This window comes from Rhodococcus oryzae (genome assembly GCF_005049235.1).
Classification (GTDB): Bacteria; Actinomycetota; Actinomycetes; order Mycobacteriales; family Mycobacteriaceae; genus Rhodococcus_G; species Rhodococcus_G oryzae.
Genome location: NZ_SUMD01000004.1, coordinates 59,327 through 73,967 on the forward strand (window position 1 = coordinate 59,327; position 14,641 = coordinate 73,967).

The window sequence follows — 14,641 nt, forward strand, 5'->3', positions numbered from 1 at the left end:
GTTCATCTGACGTTCGTCCTCGTGTCGTTCGGATGCGGGCGGTCTGGAGCTCATGCGCCCGGATGGTGGGCCGCGGGGTCGAGCGGTGTGCCGACCGGGACCGTGCGCTGGGTGCCGTCCGCGACCCGGAAGCTCGCCCCATGGCGCACTGTCGCGTTGGGGTCGATCGGGTCACTGATGTAGTACCAGTCCATTTGCGAACCGGCGGGGGCGATCTCGAACACGCCGTAACCGTGCGAGTCGAAGTCGAGATACCGGATGTGCCGGTTGACCGCCTTGTACGCCTCCTCCACCGCGAGGCTGGCAGTGCGGGGCGGCACGCCGAGCGAGTCGTCCATGTTCGGGGAGGTCACCGACGGCACCACGAGTTCGGTGCCGATCGTGGGGCCCGCCGGGTAGTTCGCGGCGTCGAGGGGAAGGTCGCAGGCCCAGGAGGTGTGGACGTCGCCGGTCAGGAAGACCGTGTTGTCGACACCCGCGTCGGCGATCGCGTTGTACAGGCGGCGGCGGTCGGCGGCGTAGCCGTCCCACGAGTCGGTGCCGTAGGGAATGCCCGCCTGGGGCACTCCGATGAGATCGGTGAGTGCCTTGGTGGTCTTGGGGTCCAGCGGCGGGATCAGGGTGGGCGCGATCATCACCGGGTTGCCGACCACCTTCCACTGGGTCGGCGAGGACACGATGCCCGTGGTGAGCCAGTCCATCTGGGCGCGGCCGGTGATGGTCCGGTCGGGGGAGTCCACCTCGTGCCCGGCGGTGGCGGCAGGCTGCACGTCGCGGTAGGTGCGCAGGTCGAGCATGGAGATCTCGGCGAGGTTGCCGAACCGGAAGCGCCGGTAGGTCGTCACCTCGGCGCCGGCCCCGGTGGGCCGCACGGGCATCCACTCGAAGTAGGCGCGCACGGAACTGGCCTTGCGGGAGGCCCAGTCTCCCTCGGTGGCGGGGTTGTGGTTCTCGGCGCCGCCGTCGTAGGCGTTGTCGGCGGACTCGTGGTCGTCCCAGGTCGCGATGAACGGCACCCGGGCGTGCAGCGCCATCAGGTCCGGGTCGGTCTTGTGCTGGGCGTGCCGAATCCGGTAGTCGGCGAGGGAGACGATCTCGTGCGGCGGGTCGGTGGGCCGGACCGCACCGTTGCGTCCTCCGTACTCGCCGCGGCCGTACTCGTAGATGTAGTCGCCGAGATGCAGGACCGCGTCGAGGTCCTCGCGCTGCGCGAGGTGGCGGTAGGCGGAGAAGAATCCGGCCTCCCAGTTGGAGCAGGACACCACGCCGAAGCGCAGCCGCGCCAGGTCGGCATCGTTGGCGGGCGCGGTGAGGGTGCGACCAACGGGGGAGACCTGGCCGCCGACCGCACCGCCGCGGGCGGTGAAGCGGTAGTGGTAGACGGTCGCTGGCTTCAGGCCGGTGACGTCGACCTTCGCGGTGTGGTCGGAGGCGGCGTCCGCGGTCACGGTCCCGCTGCGCACGACCGAGTCGAAGACGGGGTCGGTCGCGACCTGCCAGTCCAGTGCGACCGCCGCTCCCGCGCCGGATCCGGGCAGCGCGTCGGCGGACGGGGTGACGCGGGTCCAGATGATGACCCGATCGGGGAGCGGATCGCCGGACGCGACGCCGTGCGCGAAGCCGACGACGCCCGCGCCGGGCGCCGCGCCTGCGGTACCCGCGGCCGCAACGCCCAGCCCCACGCCCGCGAGCGCGGCCGAGCTCTTCAGAAGGGTCCGCCTGCTCAGGCTCGGCAGGGTGGTGCGGTCGGGAAGCCAGTTGTCAGACACCCGAAGATCAGAACCGAACTTGGACGTGTGTTCAACACGTGGCGGGCCCTGGGGCCGGATATTCATCTGGCGTTTACTACCTTGTCGTCCGGCGCGGTCGGGGGCACCCGCGTCGGTGCCCTTTAGTAGCGTCGACACGTGAGCGATTGGCTGGGATCAACCGACGGTGGCGCGGACGCGGGGCTGTTCGCCGCCCCGGGGGAACCCGCGGATCATGCGGGGCCGGTGACCGCGGGCCTGCCGCCGGTGCGCCCGGACGCGCCGCTCGCGGTCCGAATGCGGCCGGTGAGCCTCGACGAGGTGGTGGGGCAGGGGCATCTGCTGGGACCCGGCGCCCCGCTGCGCAGGCTCGTGGACGGCTCGGGCGCGGCGTCGGTGATGCTCTACGGTCCGCCCGGCACCGGCAAAACCACCCTCGCCTCCCTGATCTCGCGGGCGACAGGCCGCCGGTTCGAGGCCTTGTCCGCGCTGTCCGCGGGCGTCAAGGACGTCCGCGCGGTGATCGACCTGGCCCGCAGACGGCTCACCGCGGGGGAGCAGACCGTGCTCTTCATCGACGAGGTGCACCGTTTCTCGAAGACCCAGCAGGACGCGCTGCTGGCCGCGGTGGAGAACCGGATCGTGCTGTTGGTCGCGGCCACCACCGAGAACCCCTCGTTCTCGGTCGTGTCGCCGCTGCTGTCCCGGTCGCTGGTCCTGCAGTTGCACTCGCTCACCGAGGCCGACATCGGCGCTTTGCTCGACCGGGCCGTCGCGGATCCGCGGGGGCTGGGCGGTTCGGTCAGCATGACGGCCGAGGCGCGCGACCATCTCGTGCGGCTGGCGTCGGGCGATGCCCGGCGTGCCCTGACCGCGCTGGAGGCGGCCGCGGGTGCGGCGCTCGATTCGCCTGCCGAGGACGGATCCGGCGTGGTCGACCTCGAGACCGTCGAGGCGAGTGTCGACAAGGCGGCCGTGCGCTACGACCGGGACGGCGACCAGCACTACGACGTGATCAGCGCGTTCATCAAGTCGATCCGCGGCTCGGACGTGGACGCCGCGCTGCACTACCTGGCCCGGATGATCACCGCGGGCGAGGATCCACGCTTCATCGCACGCCGGCTGGTGGTGCACGCGAGCGAGGACATCGGCATGGCCGATCCGACCGCCCTCCAGACCGCGACCGCGGCCGCGCAGGCCGTCCAGCTCATCGGCATGCCGGAGGCCCGGCTCGCATTGGCGCAGGCCACGATCCACCTGGCGACCGCGCCGAAGTCGGGAGCGGTGATCGCCGCGCTCGGCGCGGCCATGGCAGATGTGTCCGCGGGGAAGTCGGGACTGGTGCCGCCGCACCTGCGGGACGGGCACTACGCCGGCGCCGAGAAGCTGGGCAACGCGGTCGGGTACCGCTACCCACACAACGCTCCCGACGGCGTGTTGCCGCAGCAGTACCCGCCGGACGAGTTGGTCGGTGTCGACTACTACGAGCCGACCGGGCACGGCGCCGAGCGTGAGATCGCCGCACGGGTGGGCAAGTTGCGGCGGATCGTGCGGGGTTGACGCGGCCCCGAGCGCTGCGCACCCCGTCATCCTCGGCACGTTAAGCTGGATATTCATCTGAGATGCCCATGACGTATGCCCATGAAGTAAGGACCGGTTAGTGCAGACCCACGAGATCCGCAGGCGATTCCTCGACCACTTCGTCAAGGCGGGTCACACCGAGGTGGCCAGTGCGTCGTTGATCTTCGACGACCCGAACCTGTTGTTCGTCAACGCCGGCATGGTGCAGTTCAAGCCGTTCTTCCTCGGCCAGCAAGCCCCGCCGTACCAGCGCGCGACGAGCGTGCAGAAGTGTGTGCGCACCGGCGACATCGAGGAGGTCGGTGTCACCACCCGGCACAACACCTTCTTCCAGATGGCGGGCAACTTCTCGTTCGGCGACTACTTCAAGGAGGGTGCCATCACCCTCGCCTGGGAGCTGATCACCAAGCCGCTGGACCAGGGCGGATACGGAATCGACCCCGAGCGCATCTGGGTGACCGCCTACGAGAAGGATCCCGAGGCCGCGGAGATCTGGCGTCGCGTCGCCGGAATCCCCGAGGAGCGCATCCAGTTCCGCGACGGCAAGGACAACTACTGGGACATGGGCGTGCCCGGCCCTGGCGGACCGTGCTCGGAGATCTATTACGACCGCGGCCCCGAGTTCGGCAAGGAGGGCGGCCCGATCGTGGACGAGGACCGCTACCTCGAGATCTGGAACCTCGTGTTCATGCAGGACGTTCGCGGTGAGCTGAGCCCGAAGCTCGGTCACCAGCCGGTGGGCGTGCTGCCGAAGAAGAACATCGACACCGGTATGGGCGTCGAGCGGGTTGCGCTGGTCCTGCAGGGCGTCGACAACGTCTACGAGACCGACCTCGTGCGACCGGTCATCGCCAAGGCTGAGGAACTCACCGGGCGCCCCTATGGAGCGGGCAGCCACGAGGACGACGTCCGCTTCCGGGTCATCGCCGACCATGCGCGCACCGCCGCCATGCTGATCGGCGACGGCGTCAACCCCGGCAACGACGGCCGCGGCTACGTGCTGCGCCGCCTGCTGCGCCGTATCGTCCGCTCCGCCAAGCTGCTCGGCGCCGAGGAGCCGAGCATGCGCGAGTTCATCACCGTCGTGCGCGACACCATGGCGCCGTCGTACCCGGTACTCGACACCGACTTCGAACGGATCCTCAATGTCGCGGTCGGCGAGGAGGCGGCGTTCCGTCGCACCCTGGTCTCTGGCGAGAAGCTGTTCGAGACGGCAGCCGACGAGGTCAAGTCGGCGGGCAACAAGGTGATCGCGGGCAGCGAGGCCTTCGCCCTGCACGACACCTACGGGTTCCCGATCGACCTGACCCTGGAGATGGCGTCCGAGGCCGGCCTGACCGTCGACGAGGACGGCTTCCGGTCGCTCATGGCCGAGCAGCGTCAGCGCGCCAAGGACGACGCGCAGGCCCGCAAGCAGTCGCACGCCGACCTCACCGTCTACAAGGAGTTCGTCGACCGCGGCGAGACCGAGTTCACCGGCTTCGCCGAGCTGACCTCGGAGGCCACAGTGCTGGCGCTGATCTCCGACGGCGTCCGGATCCCCACAGCGACCGTCGGCCAGGACGTCGAGGTCATCCTCGACCGCAGCCCGCTGTACGCGGAGGCAGGCGGCCAGATCGCCGACATCGGCGTGATCACCGGGCCCGGGCTGCGGGTGCGGGTGCGCGACGTGCAGAAGATCGCGAAGAAGCTGTGGGTGCACAAGGTCACCGTCGAGGAGGGCCAGATCACCGAGGGTGACGCCATCCTCGCGCAGGTCGACGCGAACTGGCGGGCTGGCGCGACCCAGGGGCACTCCGGTACCCACATGGTGCACGCCGCGCTGCGACAGGTGCTGGGCCCCAACGCCGTTCAGGCCGGATCGCTGAACAAGCCCGGCTACCTGCGGTTCGACTTCTCCTGGCAGGGCCAGCTGTCCGAGGCCCAGCGCAACGACATCGAGGCCGTCGCCAACGAGGCCGTCACCGCCAACCATCCGGTCAACACGTTCGTCACCGACCTGGCCAAGGCAAAGTCGATGGGCGCGATGGCGCTGTTCGGCGAGAACTACGGCGACGAGGTCCGGGTGGTCGAGATCGGCGGACCGTTCTCGATGGAGCTGTGCGGCGGCACCCACGTCGCGCACTCCTCGCAGATCGGGCCGGTCACGCTGCTCGGTGAGTCCTCCGTCGGCTCCGGCATCCGGCGCGTGGAGGCCTTCGTCGGCCTCGACTCGTACCGTTACCTGGCCAAGGAGCGCGCGCTGCTCGCCGGTGTCGCGACCGCGCTGAAGGTGCCCTCCGAGGAGGTGCCCGGGCGCGTGGAGCAGCTGGTGGAGCGGCTCAAGGTGGCCGAGAAGGAACTCGAGCAGACCAAGGCGGCCGCGGTGCTGGCAGGCGCAGGCGCGTTCGTCGAGCGGGCCGAGCGGATCGGCGGGCTGTTGCTGGTCGCCGAGGCGGCGCCGGAGGGCGTCGCGGGCAATGACCTGCGCACCCTCGCCACCGATGTCCGCGGCCGGTTCGGGACCGAGCCCGCCGTGGTGGTCCTGATCGGTTCCGCCGACGGCAAGGTGCCGTTCGTGGTGAGCGCCAACAAGGCCGCGCAGGACCTCGGCGTCAAGGCCGGCGACCTGGTGGCCGCGTTCGGTCCGAGCATCGGTGGCCGCGGCGGCGGCAAGCCGGAGATGGCCCAGGGTTCGGGCAGCGACGCGTCGGGCATCCCCGCCGCGCTCTCGGCAGTGCGCGCCCGCGTCGCCGAGATCGCCGGGTGAGCGAGGCCGACCAGCCCGGCGACCAGGGGCGGGGTCGCCGGATCGGGGTCGATGTGGGCAGCGTCCGGATCGGTGTCGCCGCCAGCGATCCGGACGGGATCCTGGCCACGCCGGTGGAGACAGTGGCGAGGGCCAAGTCCCGCGCCGACAGGTCGGACATCGAGCGACTCGCCGCGATTGTCGCGGAATACGAGGCCGTCGAGGTTATCGTCGGATTGCCGCGAACCCTGAGAGGGGAGAGCGGAACCGCGGCCGGACTCGCCTCGAAGTTCGCCGCGCAGCTCCGGGATCGGTTGGCGCCCATCCCGGTTCGCATGACCGATGAACGCTTCACGACGGTGACCGCGTCCAGGGCCCTGCGTGAGAGCGGGGTCAAGGCGAAGGGACAGCGGTCGGTGATCGACCAGGCCGCGGCCGTGGCGATCTTGCAAGGATGGTTGGACCAGCGCAGCAGGGAACTGCACTCGGAGCAGTCCCTGCCCTCACAGATGGAGGACGGCGAGTGACCGATACCCGGTCGAGAGGGCCCGAGTTGCAGCCGACTCGCGCGGAAGTGCGTCGCGCACGGGAGGCCGCCGCGGGACGCAAGGGCAGGGGCAAGATGGTGGTCGCGATCGCCGGACTCGGCGCCCTCGCGCTGATCGTGGGTGTCGGCTACGTCGGCGGCAAGAAGCTCCTCGGCGGCGTCGACGTGCCCGAGGACTACGAGGCAGGGCAGTCGGGGCCCGATGTCGTCGTGCAGGTGCACCCCGGTGACACCGCCGACCAGATCGCCACTGAGATGGTCGAGAAGGACGTCGTGGCGAGCGCGTCCGCGTTCTTCAACGCGGCCGTCCAGAACGATTCCATGACGTCGGTGCAGCCCGGTTTCTACAACCTCAAGTCCCAGGTCCCGGCCGCGCAGGCCGTCTCAGGCCTGGTCGATCCGAACTCCCGCGTCGGTGCGCTGGTGATCTCCGAGGGTCGTCAGCTACACGACACCAGGGACGTGAACACCGGCGCCACCAAGCGTGGCATCTACACCCTCATCTCCGAGGCGAGCTGCCTGCCGACCCCCTCGGGTCAGCAGAAGTGTGTGAGCGTCGACGAGCTCAAGGAGGCGGGCGCCAACCCGAACCTCGCCGCGCTCGGTGTGCCCGACTGGGCCGCCAGCAGGGTCAAGTCGGTTCCGGACCGTACCCGGCAGCTCGAGGGCCTGATCGCCGCGGGCAAATGGGACTTCGACCCGAGGGAATCGGCGGCGGAGATCCTGACCACCCTCGTCAGCGGGAGCGCGGCCAAGTACGAGGCCACCGGCATCGACCGCGCGGGGAACGCTGTCGGCCTGAGTCCCTACGACCTGCTCGTCGCGGCGTCGCTGGTGGAACGGGAGTCGCTGCCGGACGACTTCGGCAAGGTCGCGCGCGTGATCGTCAACCGGCTCGCCGCGCCGCAGCGCCTCGAGCTCGACTCGACGGTCAACTACGCGCTCGACACCACCGAGCTCGCGACCACCGATGGCGACCGCGCGAAGGTCACCCCGTGGAACACCTACGCGATGGACGGACTGCCCGCGACCCCGATCTCGTCGCCGAGCATCGGCGCCGTGGAGGCCGTGGAGAAGGCGCCCGCGGGCGACTGGCTGTACTTCGTCACGATCGACAACAAGGGAACCACGCTGTTCACCAAGAGCTACACCGAACACCTGGAGAACAGCAAGAAGGCGCTGGCGAGCGGGATCCTCGACAGTGGGCGCTGACCTGCCACGCAAGGCGGCGGTCCTTGGCAAGCCGATCGGACACTCGAAGTCGCCGCTCTTGCACCTGGCGGCGTACCGCGCACTCGGCCTGACCGGCTGGACCTACGACCGGATCGAGTGCACCGGCGAGCAGCTGCCCGGGCTGGTCGACGGGCTGGGCCCGGAATGGGTCGGGCTCTCGGTCACCATGCCCGGCAAGGTCGCCGCGCTCGAGTACGCGACCGAACGCACCGAGCGCGCGGTACAGGTCGGTTCGGCCAACACCCTGGTCCGGGTACCGGGCGGCTGGCGGGCGGACTGCACCGACGTGGACGGCGTGACCGGCGCCCTCGCCGAGGTCGGGGTCACCGATCTGGGCGGCGCGAACGCTGTCGTGATCGGCGCGGGCGGGACCTCGCGGCCGGCGCTGCGGGCGCTGGCGGACCTCGGTGTCGACGCGGTGACCGTCGTCGCCCGCTCGGCCGACCGGGCGGCGGCCTCGCTGGCCTGCGCGTCGGAGATGGGCCTGCGGGCCCGCCACCTCGGCTTCGATACCGACGCGCTGGCCGCGGCGTGTGCGGACGCGGCGACGGTGGTCAGTACCGTGCCCGCGGACGCGATCGCGCCGTTCGCGGGCGCGGTCGCGCGGGCGCCGGTGGTGTTCGACGCCATCTACGATCCGTGGCCAACCCCGCTTGCCGCCGCGGTTCAGGCCGCGGGCGGGACCGTGGTCGACGGCCTGCGGATGCTGCTCAACCAGGCGTTCGGGCAGGTCGAGCAGTTCACCGGCCGTCCGGCCCCGCGTGCGGAGATGGCGGCCGTGGTCGCGCGCTGACGCGACATTTCTCCACAGCTCCGGACCCATCCCCAGCACGACCGGAATCGGCACTCTTGGGGCTCGTCCCGGTGCGTGCCGATGGCAGCGTCGGGGCATGGGGATCGGATTGCTCGGCCTGGCGGGACTGCTCACCGGCATCGCGACGCGGCGGTTCCTGCGCCGCTTCACCCGGGCGATGCCGCGCTGGTGGATCACGGTCCTCATCGCCGGCTTCGTCGCGGCCGGACTCGCCTGCCCGCCGTTGACGGCCGCAGCGGCCTGCGCGCTGCTCTGGTGGTGTGTCTGCCTGTCCGTGGTCGACCTGGGGGAGCGCAGGCTGCCGAACGAGCTCACCTTGCCGGGCGCCTGCGCGGTGTTCCTGGCCTCGGTGCTGGTGGGCCGGGGGATGGCGGCCCTGGTGGGGGCGGCGATGCTGGCCGGTCTCTACCTCGCCGTGCACCTCGCATCCCCGGCCGCGATGGGCGGCGGTGACGTGAAGCTGGCCCTCGGGCTCGGCGCCGTGGCGGGTGCGGCGGGCGCCCAGGCGTGGCTGGCGGCGGCGGTCGGTGCGGTGGCGCTGACGGCCCTGGTCGGCGGGTGTGCCCTTGCCCTCGGGCGGGGCGGCCGCACCCTCGCGCACGGGCCGTCGATGTGCCTGTCGACGCTGCTGGCGTTGAGCCTGGCAGGGGGCGGCTAGCCGGGGACCGGGCCGGTGTGCGTTGACGCCTACGTTTCGTGAAAAGATGGGCGGCGTGCTGCGCTGGATAACTGCCGGAGAATCCCATGGTCCCGCCCTCGTCGCCCTCCTGGATGGGATGGTCGCCGGGGTCGAGGTGACCTCCGAGGACATTGCTTCCCAACTCGCCCGCCGTCGCCTCGGCTACGGCCGCGGTGCCCGCATGAGCTTCGAGAAGGACGTCGTGACGATGGTCGGCGGCGTCCGGCACGGTCGCACGATGGGCGGCCCCGTCGCCATCGAGGTCGCGAACAGCGAGTGGCCCAAGTGGGAGACGGTCATGTCCTCCGACCCGGTGGACGAGGCGCTGCTCAAGGACCTCGCGCGTAACGCGCCGCTGACCCGCCCGCGCCCGGGCCACGCCGACTACTCCGGCATGCTCAAGTACGGATTCGACGACGCCCGTCCCGTCCTGGAGCGGGCCAGTGCCCGCGAGACCGCGGCCCGCGTCGCGGCCGGAACCGTGGCCCGCGCCTTCCTGCGCCAGGTCTTCGGCGTCGAGGTGATCTCCCATGTGATCTCCATCGGCACCGCCTCGGGCCCCGCCGACTCCCCGGTCCCCGGTCCCGACGACCTCGCGGACATCGACGCCAGCCCGGTGCGCGCCTTCGGCGCCCAGGCGGAGGCCGCGATGATCGCGGAGATCGACGCGGCCAAGCGGGACGGCGACACCCTCGGCGGTGTCGTCGAGGTGATCGTGCACGGCCTGCCCGTCGGGCTGGGGTCGTTCGTCAGCGGTGAGAACCGGCTGGATTCGCGACTCGCCGCCGCACTGATGGGCATTCAGGCCATCAAGGGCGTCGAGGTCGGCGACGGCTTCGAGACCTCCCGCCGCCGGGGCAGCGCAGCGCACGACGAGATGCGGCCCGGCCCGGACGGCGTGCTGCGGTCGACCAACCGCGCGGGCGGCCTCGAGGGCGGCATGACCAACGGCGAGGCGCTGCGGGTCCGGGCGGCGATGAAGCCGATCTCCACCGTGCCGCGGGCGCTCGCGACCGTCGACATGTCCACCGGCGAGGAGGCCGTCGCCATCCATCAGCGCAGCGATGTGTGTGCGGTCCCCGCCGCGGGCGTCGTCGCGGAGTCGATGGTGGCCCTCGTGGTCGCGCAGGCCGCGCTCGAGAAGTTCGGCGGCGACTCGGTCGACGAGACGATGCGCAACATCGGCGGATACCTCGCCTCGGTCCGGGAACGCCTGTCGAGGTGACTCCACGGGCAGTCCTGATCGGACCGCCGGGCGCCGGTAAGTCCACCATCGGGAAACGACTGGCGCGGGCGTTGGACGTCGAGATCTTCGACACCGATGCCGCCATCGAGCGCGAAGCGGGCAAGACCATCCCGGAGATCTTCGCGCAGGACGGGGAACCGGCGTTTCGCGCGCTGGAGGAGGACATGGTCCGGCGCGCGCTGGCCGAGCAGACGGGCATCGTCTCGCTCGGCGGCGGCGCGATCCTGTCCGATACCACCCGCGCCCGGCTGGTCGGCCACACTGTCGTCTACCTGGAGATCAGCGTGGCCGAGGGCCTCAAGCGGACCGGGACGAACACCTCCCGGCCCCTCCTCAACGGAGGCGACCCGCGCCAGAAGTACCGGGACCTGATGCGGCGGCGGCGACCGCTGTACCGGAAGGTGGCCACCATCCGGGTCCGCACCGACGGGCGCAGTCCGGCCCGAGTGGTGCAGCAGCTCGTCTCCAAACTGGGGTAGAGCGGTGGCAGCACCAAGGCAGAAGCGATAAGCAGCAGCGCACAGAAGCGGAGAAGCAGACAGTGACCGAACCCGTACGCGTCGAGGTCAAGACCGCCAGTCCCTACCCGGTGATCATCGGCCGCGGACTGCTCGGTGAACTGGTGGACGAACTGATCGGCACGAGGACCGTCGCGATCTTCCACCAGCCGCCGCTCGCGCAGACCGCGGAGGCGGTGCGCGCCGCGTTGGCGGCGAAGGGCATCGACGCCCATCGCGTCGAGATCCCTGACGCGGAGGATGGCAAGGACCTCGCCGTAGCGGGCTTCTGCTGGGAGGTGCTCGGCCGCATCGGGCTGACCCGCAGCGACGCCGTGGTGAGCCTCGGCGGCGGCGCGGCCACCGACCTGGCCGGGTTCGTCGCGGCCACCTGGATGCGCGGTGTGCGGATCGTGCACGTGCCCACCACCCTGCTCGCGATGGTGGACGCCGCAGTCGGCGGCAAGACCGGCATCAACACCGACGCGGGCAAGAACCTGGTCGGTTCGTTCCACGAGCCGTCCGCGGTGCTGATCGACCTGGCGACCCTGGAGACGGTGCCGCGCAACGAGATCGTCGCCGGCATGGCCGAGGTGATCAAGACCGGGTTCATCGCGGACCCGACGATCCTCGACCTCATCGAGCGGGACCCCGAGGCGGCCCTCGACCCGACCGGCGAGGTGCTGCCCGAGCTGATCCGCCGGTCCGTGGAGGTGAAGGCGAAGGTCGTCGCCGCCGACCTCAAGGAATCGGACCTGCGCGAGATCCTCAACTACGGACACACCCTCGGTCACGCGATCGAGCGCCGCGAGAAGTACCGCTGGCGCCACGGCGCGGCGGTGTCGGTCGGCCTGGTGTTCGCCGCCGAGCTGGGCCGGCTGGCGGGCCGGCTCGACGACGCCACCGCAGAACGGCACAGGACCATCCTCGAGAGCGTCGGCCTGCCCACCACCTACGACGCGTCCGCCTTCGCGGACCTGGTCAAGGGCATGCAGACGGACAAGAAGAACCGGGCGGGCATGCTGCGGTTCGTCGTCCTGGACGGGCTTGCGAAGCCGGGCCGGCTCGAGGGCCCGGACCCGACGCTGCTCGCCGCCGCCTACTCCGCGGTGGCCCGCGAGGACCAGCCGGGCTCCGGCGGCACGGTGCTGCTGTGAGGGTGCAGGTCCTCAACGGACCGAACCTCGGACGGCTCGGCAAGCGGCAGCCAGAGGTATACGGCGCGACCACTCACGCCGATCTCGTCGATCTCTGCGAGGCGACCGCGGCCCAGCTGGGCATCGAGGTGACGGTCCGCCAGTCCGACAGCGAGGCCGAGCTGCTCGGCTGGATCCACGACGCCGCCGATGCGGGCGAACCGGTGGTGCTCAACGCAGGCGCGCTCACCCACACCTCGGTCGCGTTGCGGGACGCCTGCGCCGAGTTGGAGGCGGGACTGGTCGAGGTGCACATCTCGAACGTGCACGCCCGCGAGGACTTCCGGCATCACTCGTACCTGAGCGCGATCGCGACCGGCGTCATCGTCGGGTGCGGGGTCGCGGGGTACTCGCTCGCGCTGAGGTTCCTCGCCGAGAGATAGCGCTGCGCGCCCGTGCGCGATCGGGATATCGATCGCGCACGGGCAGCGGAGCTGCGTTACTTGCCGTTCTCGGGCTTGATGGCCTCGAAGACCTCGGTGGGGGCGTCGTCGACGTAGTGGCGACCGCCGCCCGAGGTCTGGTCGTCGGCCTGCTGCCGGCCGGCCTGGTCGTTCTCGTAGTAGCCCTGATCGGTCTCGTAGTAACCCTGGCCGGTGCCGTGCTCGGAGGCCCACTCGGAGGCCTCGTAGTTCTCCTCCGCGGCCTCGACCACGTCGTAGTCCTGTTCGCTCGCGTACGCGCCCGTGGCGCCTGCCGCGACGGGGGCTGCGGTCGCTCCGGACTTGCGGGCCTCGCGCCGTACCAGAAAACGTCCGATCGTCACCGCGAGCATCGCGGGCAGGAAGACGAGCAGGATGGTGAAGGCGGCTCCTGAGGTGAGCTCGAAGAACAGCGTGTTGTCGCCGAGTGCGATGCCGGTGATGGTGCCGATCAGCCAGGACACCGCGCCCGCCAACACACCCGCGACGGCGGCGGCCTTGAGCCACATCATGGTCAGGTCCGCGCCCGACTCCTCGTCCACCGCGGTGCGCGCGTCCCTGATGCCGTCGAGACCGCCCCAGAGCAGTGCGACCAGCACCACGAACGCCAGCGAGATCCACCGTAGTGAGGATCCGTGCAGGGGCCACTGCGTGACCGCGAGTCCGAGCACCACCCTCGTCACGACATGCACCGACGCCATACCCAGACCACGAAGAAGCCACGAGTTCATGCCGACAGCGTAACGACCGCTCAATGGGACCTGTGGCCTAACCCACACCTCGCGCGGCGAGGGCCCTCGCGAGGGCCGGACGCTGCCGTAGGTTGGGCTCATGTCGACCGTCGATCACGGGTCCCGCCGGGCCGCGCTGCGCACCCTGCTCACCGACTGGGGCGTCGAGGCGCTCCTGGTGACCGATCTGCTCAACATCAGGTACCTCACGGGGTTCACCGGGTCGAATGCGGCGCTGCTCGTCGACGCACGCGACGAACCGGGTGCCGAGTCGCGGACCCTCATCTGCACCGACGGCAGGTACCTGATCCAGGTCGGCGAGCAGGTTCCGGACCTGGAGGCAGTGATCGACCGGTCCAGCGCAGGCCACCTGATCGGCCGCTGCGCCGACACCGAAGCCGGCCCGGTACGGCTCGGGTTCGAGAGCCACGTGGTGACCGTCGACGAGCTCGCCGCCTGGCAGGAGCAGGTTCCGTCCCTCGAGATGATCCGGGCGCCGCGGCTGGTGGAGCGGCTCCGCATGGTCAAGGACGAGCACGAGGTGGGGCTGCTGCGGAGAGCGTGCGCGGCGGCCGACCTCGCCCTCGCCGTCCTGATCGAGCGCGGGGGACTGCGACCCGGCCGGACCGAGCGGGAAGTCGGGCGGGAACTGGAGTTCCTGATGCTCGAGCACGGTGCGGACGGCATCTCGTTCGAGACGATCGTGGCGGCGGGCGCGAATTCGGCGATCCCGCACCACCGTCCGACCGACGCCATGCTGGCCGCAGGGGACTTCGTCAAGCTCGACTTCGGCGCGACGGTCGAGGGGTACCACTCGGACATGACCAGGACGTTCGTGCTCGGTGCGGCGGCGGACTGGCAGCGCGAGGTGTACCAGCTCGTGGCGACCGCGCAGGCCGCGGGCCGGGCCGCCCTCGCACCGGGCACGGAGGTCGCCGCGGTGGACGCCGCGGCCAGGTCGGTGATCGAGGACGCGGGCTACGGGGAGCTGTTCCTGCACGGTCTCGGGCACGGCGTCGGGCTGGAGATCCACGAAGCACCGGGAATCGGCAAGCTCGGCACCGGTACACTGCTAGCCGGTGCTGCGGTGACGGTCGAGCCCGGTGTGTACTTCTCCGGTCGCGGAGGCGTCAGGATCGAGGACACGCTCGTTGTTCGCGAGCAGGAGCCCGAGCTCCTCACCCTCACCACCAAAGATCTCGTAATCGTCTGAAGGAGA

At 70.7% G+C, this 14,641-nt stretch carries 12 protein-coding genes and 1 pseudogene; 11 read left to right on the forward strand and 2 right to left on the reverse strand.

Annotated elements, in window-relative coordinates:
* Positions 1-50: 50 nt before the first annotated feature.
* Complete coding sequence (locus tag FCG67_RS09300; protein WP_425467819.1) at positions 51-1,727, reverse strand: alkaline phosphatase D family protein; 1,677 nt, start codon at positions 1,725-1,727, stop codon at positions 51-53.
* A 180-nt stretch (positions 1,728-1,907) separates the two neighbouring features.
* Between FCG67_RS09300 and FCG67_RS09305 the strand changes: the two genes are divergently transcribed.
* The 10 genes and pseudogenes from FCG67_RS09305 to aroQ all read left to right on the forward strand — a co-directional run bounded on the left by FCG67_RS09305 (position 1,908) and on the right by aroQ (position 12,652).
* Positions 1,908-3,308, forward strand: coding sequence for a replication-associated recombination protein A (locus FCG67_RS09305; protein WP_136909197.1), 1,401 nt, complete (start codon positions 1,908-1,910; stop codon positions 3,306-3,308).
* A gap of 100 nt (positions 3,309-3,408) precedes the next feature.
* Positions 3,409-6,078 (forward strand): alanine--tRNA ligase, encoded by a 2,670-nt coding sequence (alaS, locus tag FCG67_RS09310; protein WP_136909199.1) that lies wholly within the window; start codon positions 3,409-3,411, stop codon positions 6,076-6,078.
* A complete protein-coding gene (gene ruvX / locus FCG67_RS09315; RefSeq protein ID WP_077041491.1) occupies positions 6,075-6,584 on the forward strand; it encodes a Holliday junction resolvase RuvX in 510 nt (169 codons plus the stop codon). The genes alaS and ruvX overlap by 4 nt, the downstream gene beginning before the upstream one ends.
* Before the next feature lie 23 nt (positions 6,585-6,607).
* A pseudogene (locus FCG67_RS09320) lies at positions 6,608-7,816 on the forward strand (endolytic transglycosylase MltG); the annotation flags it as partial.
* Positions 7,806-8,630: a shikimate dehydrogenase gene (locus FCG67_RS09325; RefSeq protein WP_136909203.1), complete on the forward strand. Its 825-nt coding sequence runs from the start codon at positions 7,806-7,808 to the stop codon at positions 8,628-8,630. The pseudogene FCG67_RS09320 and the gene FCG67_RS09325, both read left to right, overlap by 11 nt.
* A 97-nt stretch (positions 8,631-8,727) precedes the next feature.
* Entirely contained in the window at positions 8,728-9,309 is a 582-nt protein-coding gene (locus tag FCG67_RS09330) for a prepilin peptidase (protein ID WP_246044966.1), read from the forward strand.
* A 46-nt stretch (positions 9,310-9,355) separates the two neighbouring features.
* Positions 9,356-10,555 (forward strand): chorismate synthase, encoded by a 1,200-nt coding sequence (aroC, locus tag FCG67_RS09335; protein WP_246044967.1) that lies wholly within the window; start codon positions 9,356-9,358, stop codon positions 10,553-10,555.
* On the forward strand, positions 10,552-11,055 hold the full coding sequence (locus FCG67_RS09340) for a shikimate kinase (protein WP_136909207.1): 504 nt from the start codon (positions 10,552-10,554) through the stop codon (positions 11,053-11,055). The genes aroC and FCG67_RS09340 overlap by 4 nt, the downstream gene beginning before the upstream one ends.
* Positions 11,056-11,117: 62 nt before the next feature.
* The gene (aroB, locus tag FCG67_RS09345; RefSeq protein WP_136909209.1) at positions 11,118-12,230 is read left to right on the forward strand and encodes a 3-dehydroquinate synthase; all 1,113 of its coding nucleotides are present in this window, start codon (positions 11,118-11,120) and stop codon (positions 12,228-12,230) included.
* Positions 12,227-12,652: a type II 3-dehydroquinate dehydratase gene (aroQ, locus tag FCG67_RS09350; protein ID WP_136909211.1), complete on the forward strand. Its 426-nt coding sequence runs from the start codon at positions 12,227-12,229 to the stop codon at positions 12,650-12,652. The genes aroB and aroQ overlap by 4 nt, the downstream gene beginning before the upstream one ends.
* A gap of 56 nt (positions 12,653-12,708) precedes the next feature.
* On the opposite strand, the gene FCG67_RS09355 is transcribed toward aroQ, so the two are convergent.
* Positions 12,709-13,422, reverse strand: coding sequence for a B-4DMT family transporter (locus FCG67_RS09355; protein ID WP_136909213.1), 714 nt, complete (start codon positions 13,420-13,422; stop codon positions 12,709-12,711).
* A gap of 100 nt (positions 13,423-13,522) precedes the next feature.
* Between FCG67_RS09355 and FCG67_RS09360 the strand changes: the two genes are divergently transcribed.
* A complete protein-coding gene (locus FCG67_RS09360) occupies positions 13,523-14,635 on the forward strand; it encodes a M24 family metallopeptidase (RefSeq protein ID WP_136909215.1) in 1,113 nt (370 codons plus the stop codon).
* The last annotated feature ends 6 nt before the right edge of the window (positions 14,636-14,641 follow it).

Excerpts from the sequence above, each read along its gene's own strand:
- FCG67_RS09330 (WP_246044966.1), top strand. The coding sequence starts at position 8,728 with ATGGGGATCGGATTGCTCGGCCTGGCGGGACTGCTCACCGGCATCGCG.
- FCG67_RS09360 (WP_136909215.1), top strand. The coding sequence starts at position 13,523 with ATGTCGACCGTCGATCACGGGTCCCGCCGGGCCGCGCTGCGCACCCTG.
- aroC (WP_246044967.1), top strand. The coding sequence starts at position 9,356 with ATGGGCGGCGTGCTGCGCTGGATAACTGCCGGAGAATCCCATGGTCCC.
- FCG67_RS09355 (WP_136909213.1), bottom strand. The coding sequence starts at position 13,422 with ATGAACTCGTGGCTTCTTCGTGGTCTGGGTATGGCGTCGGTGCATGTC.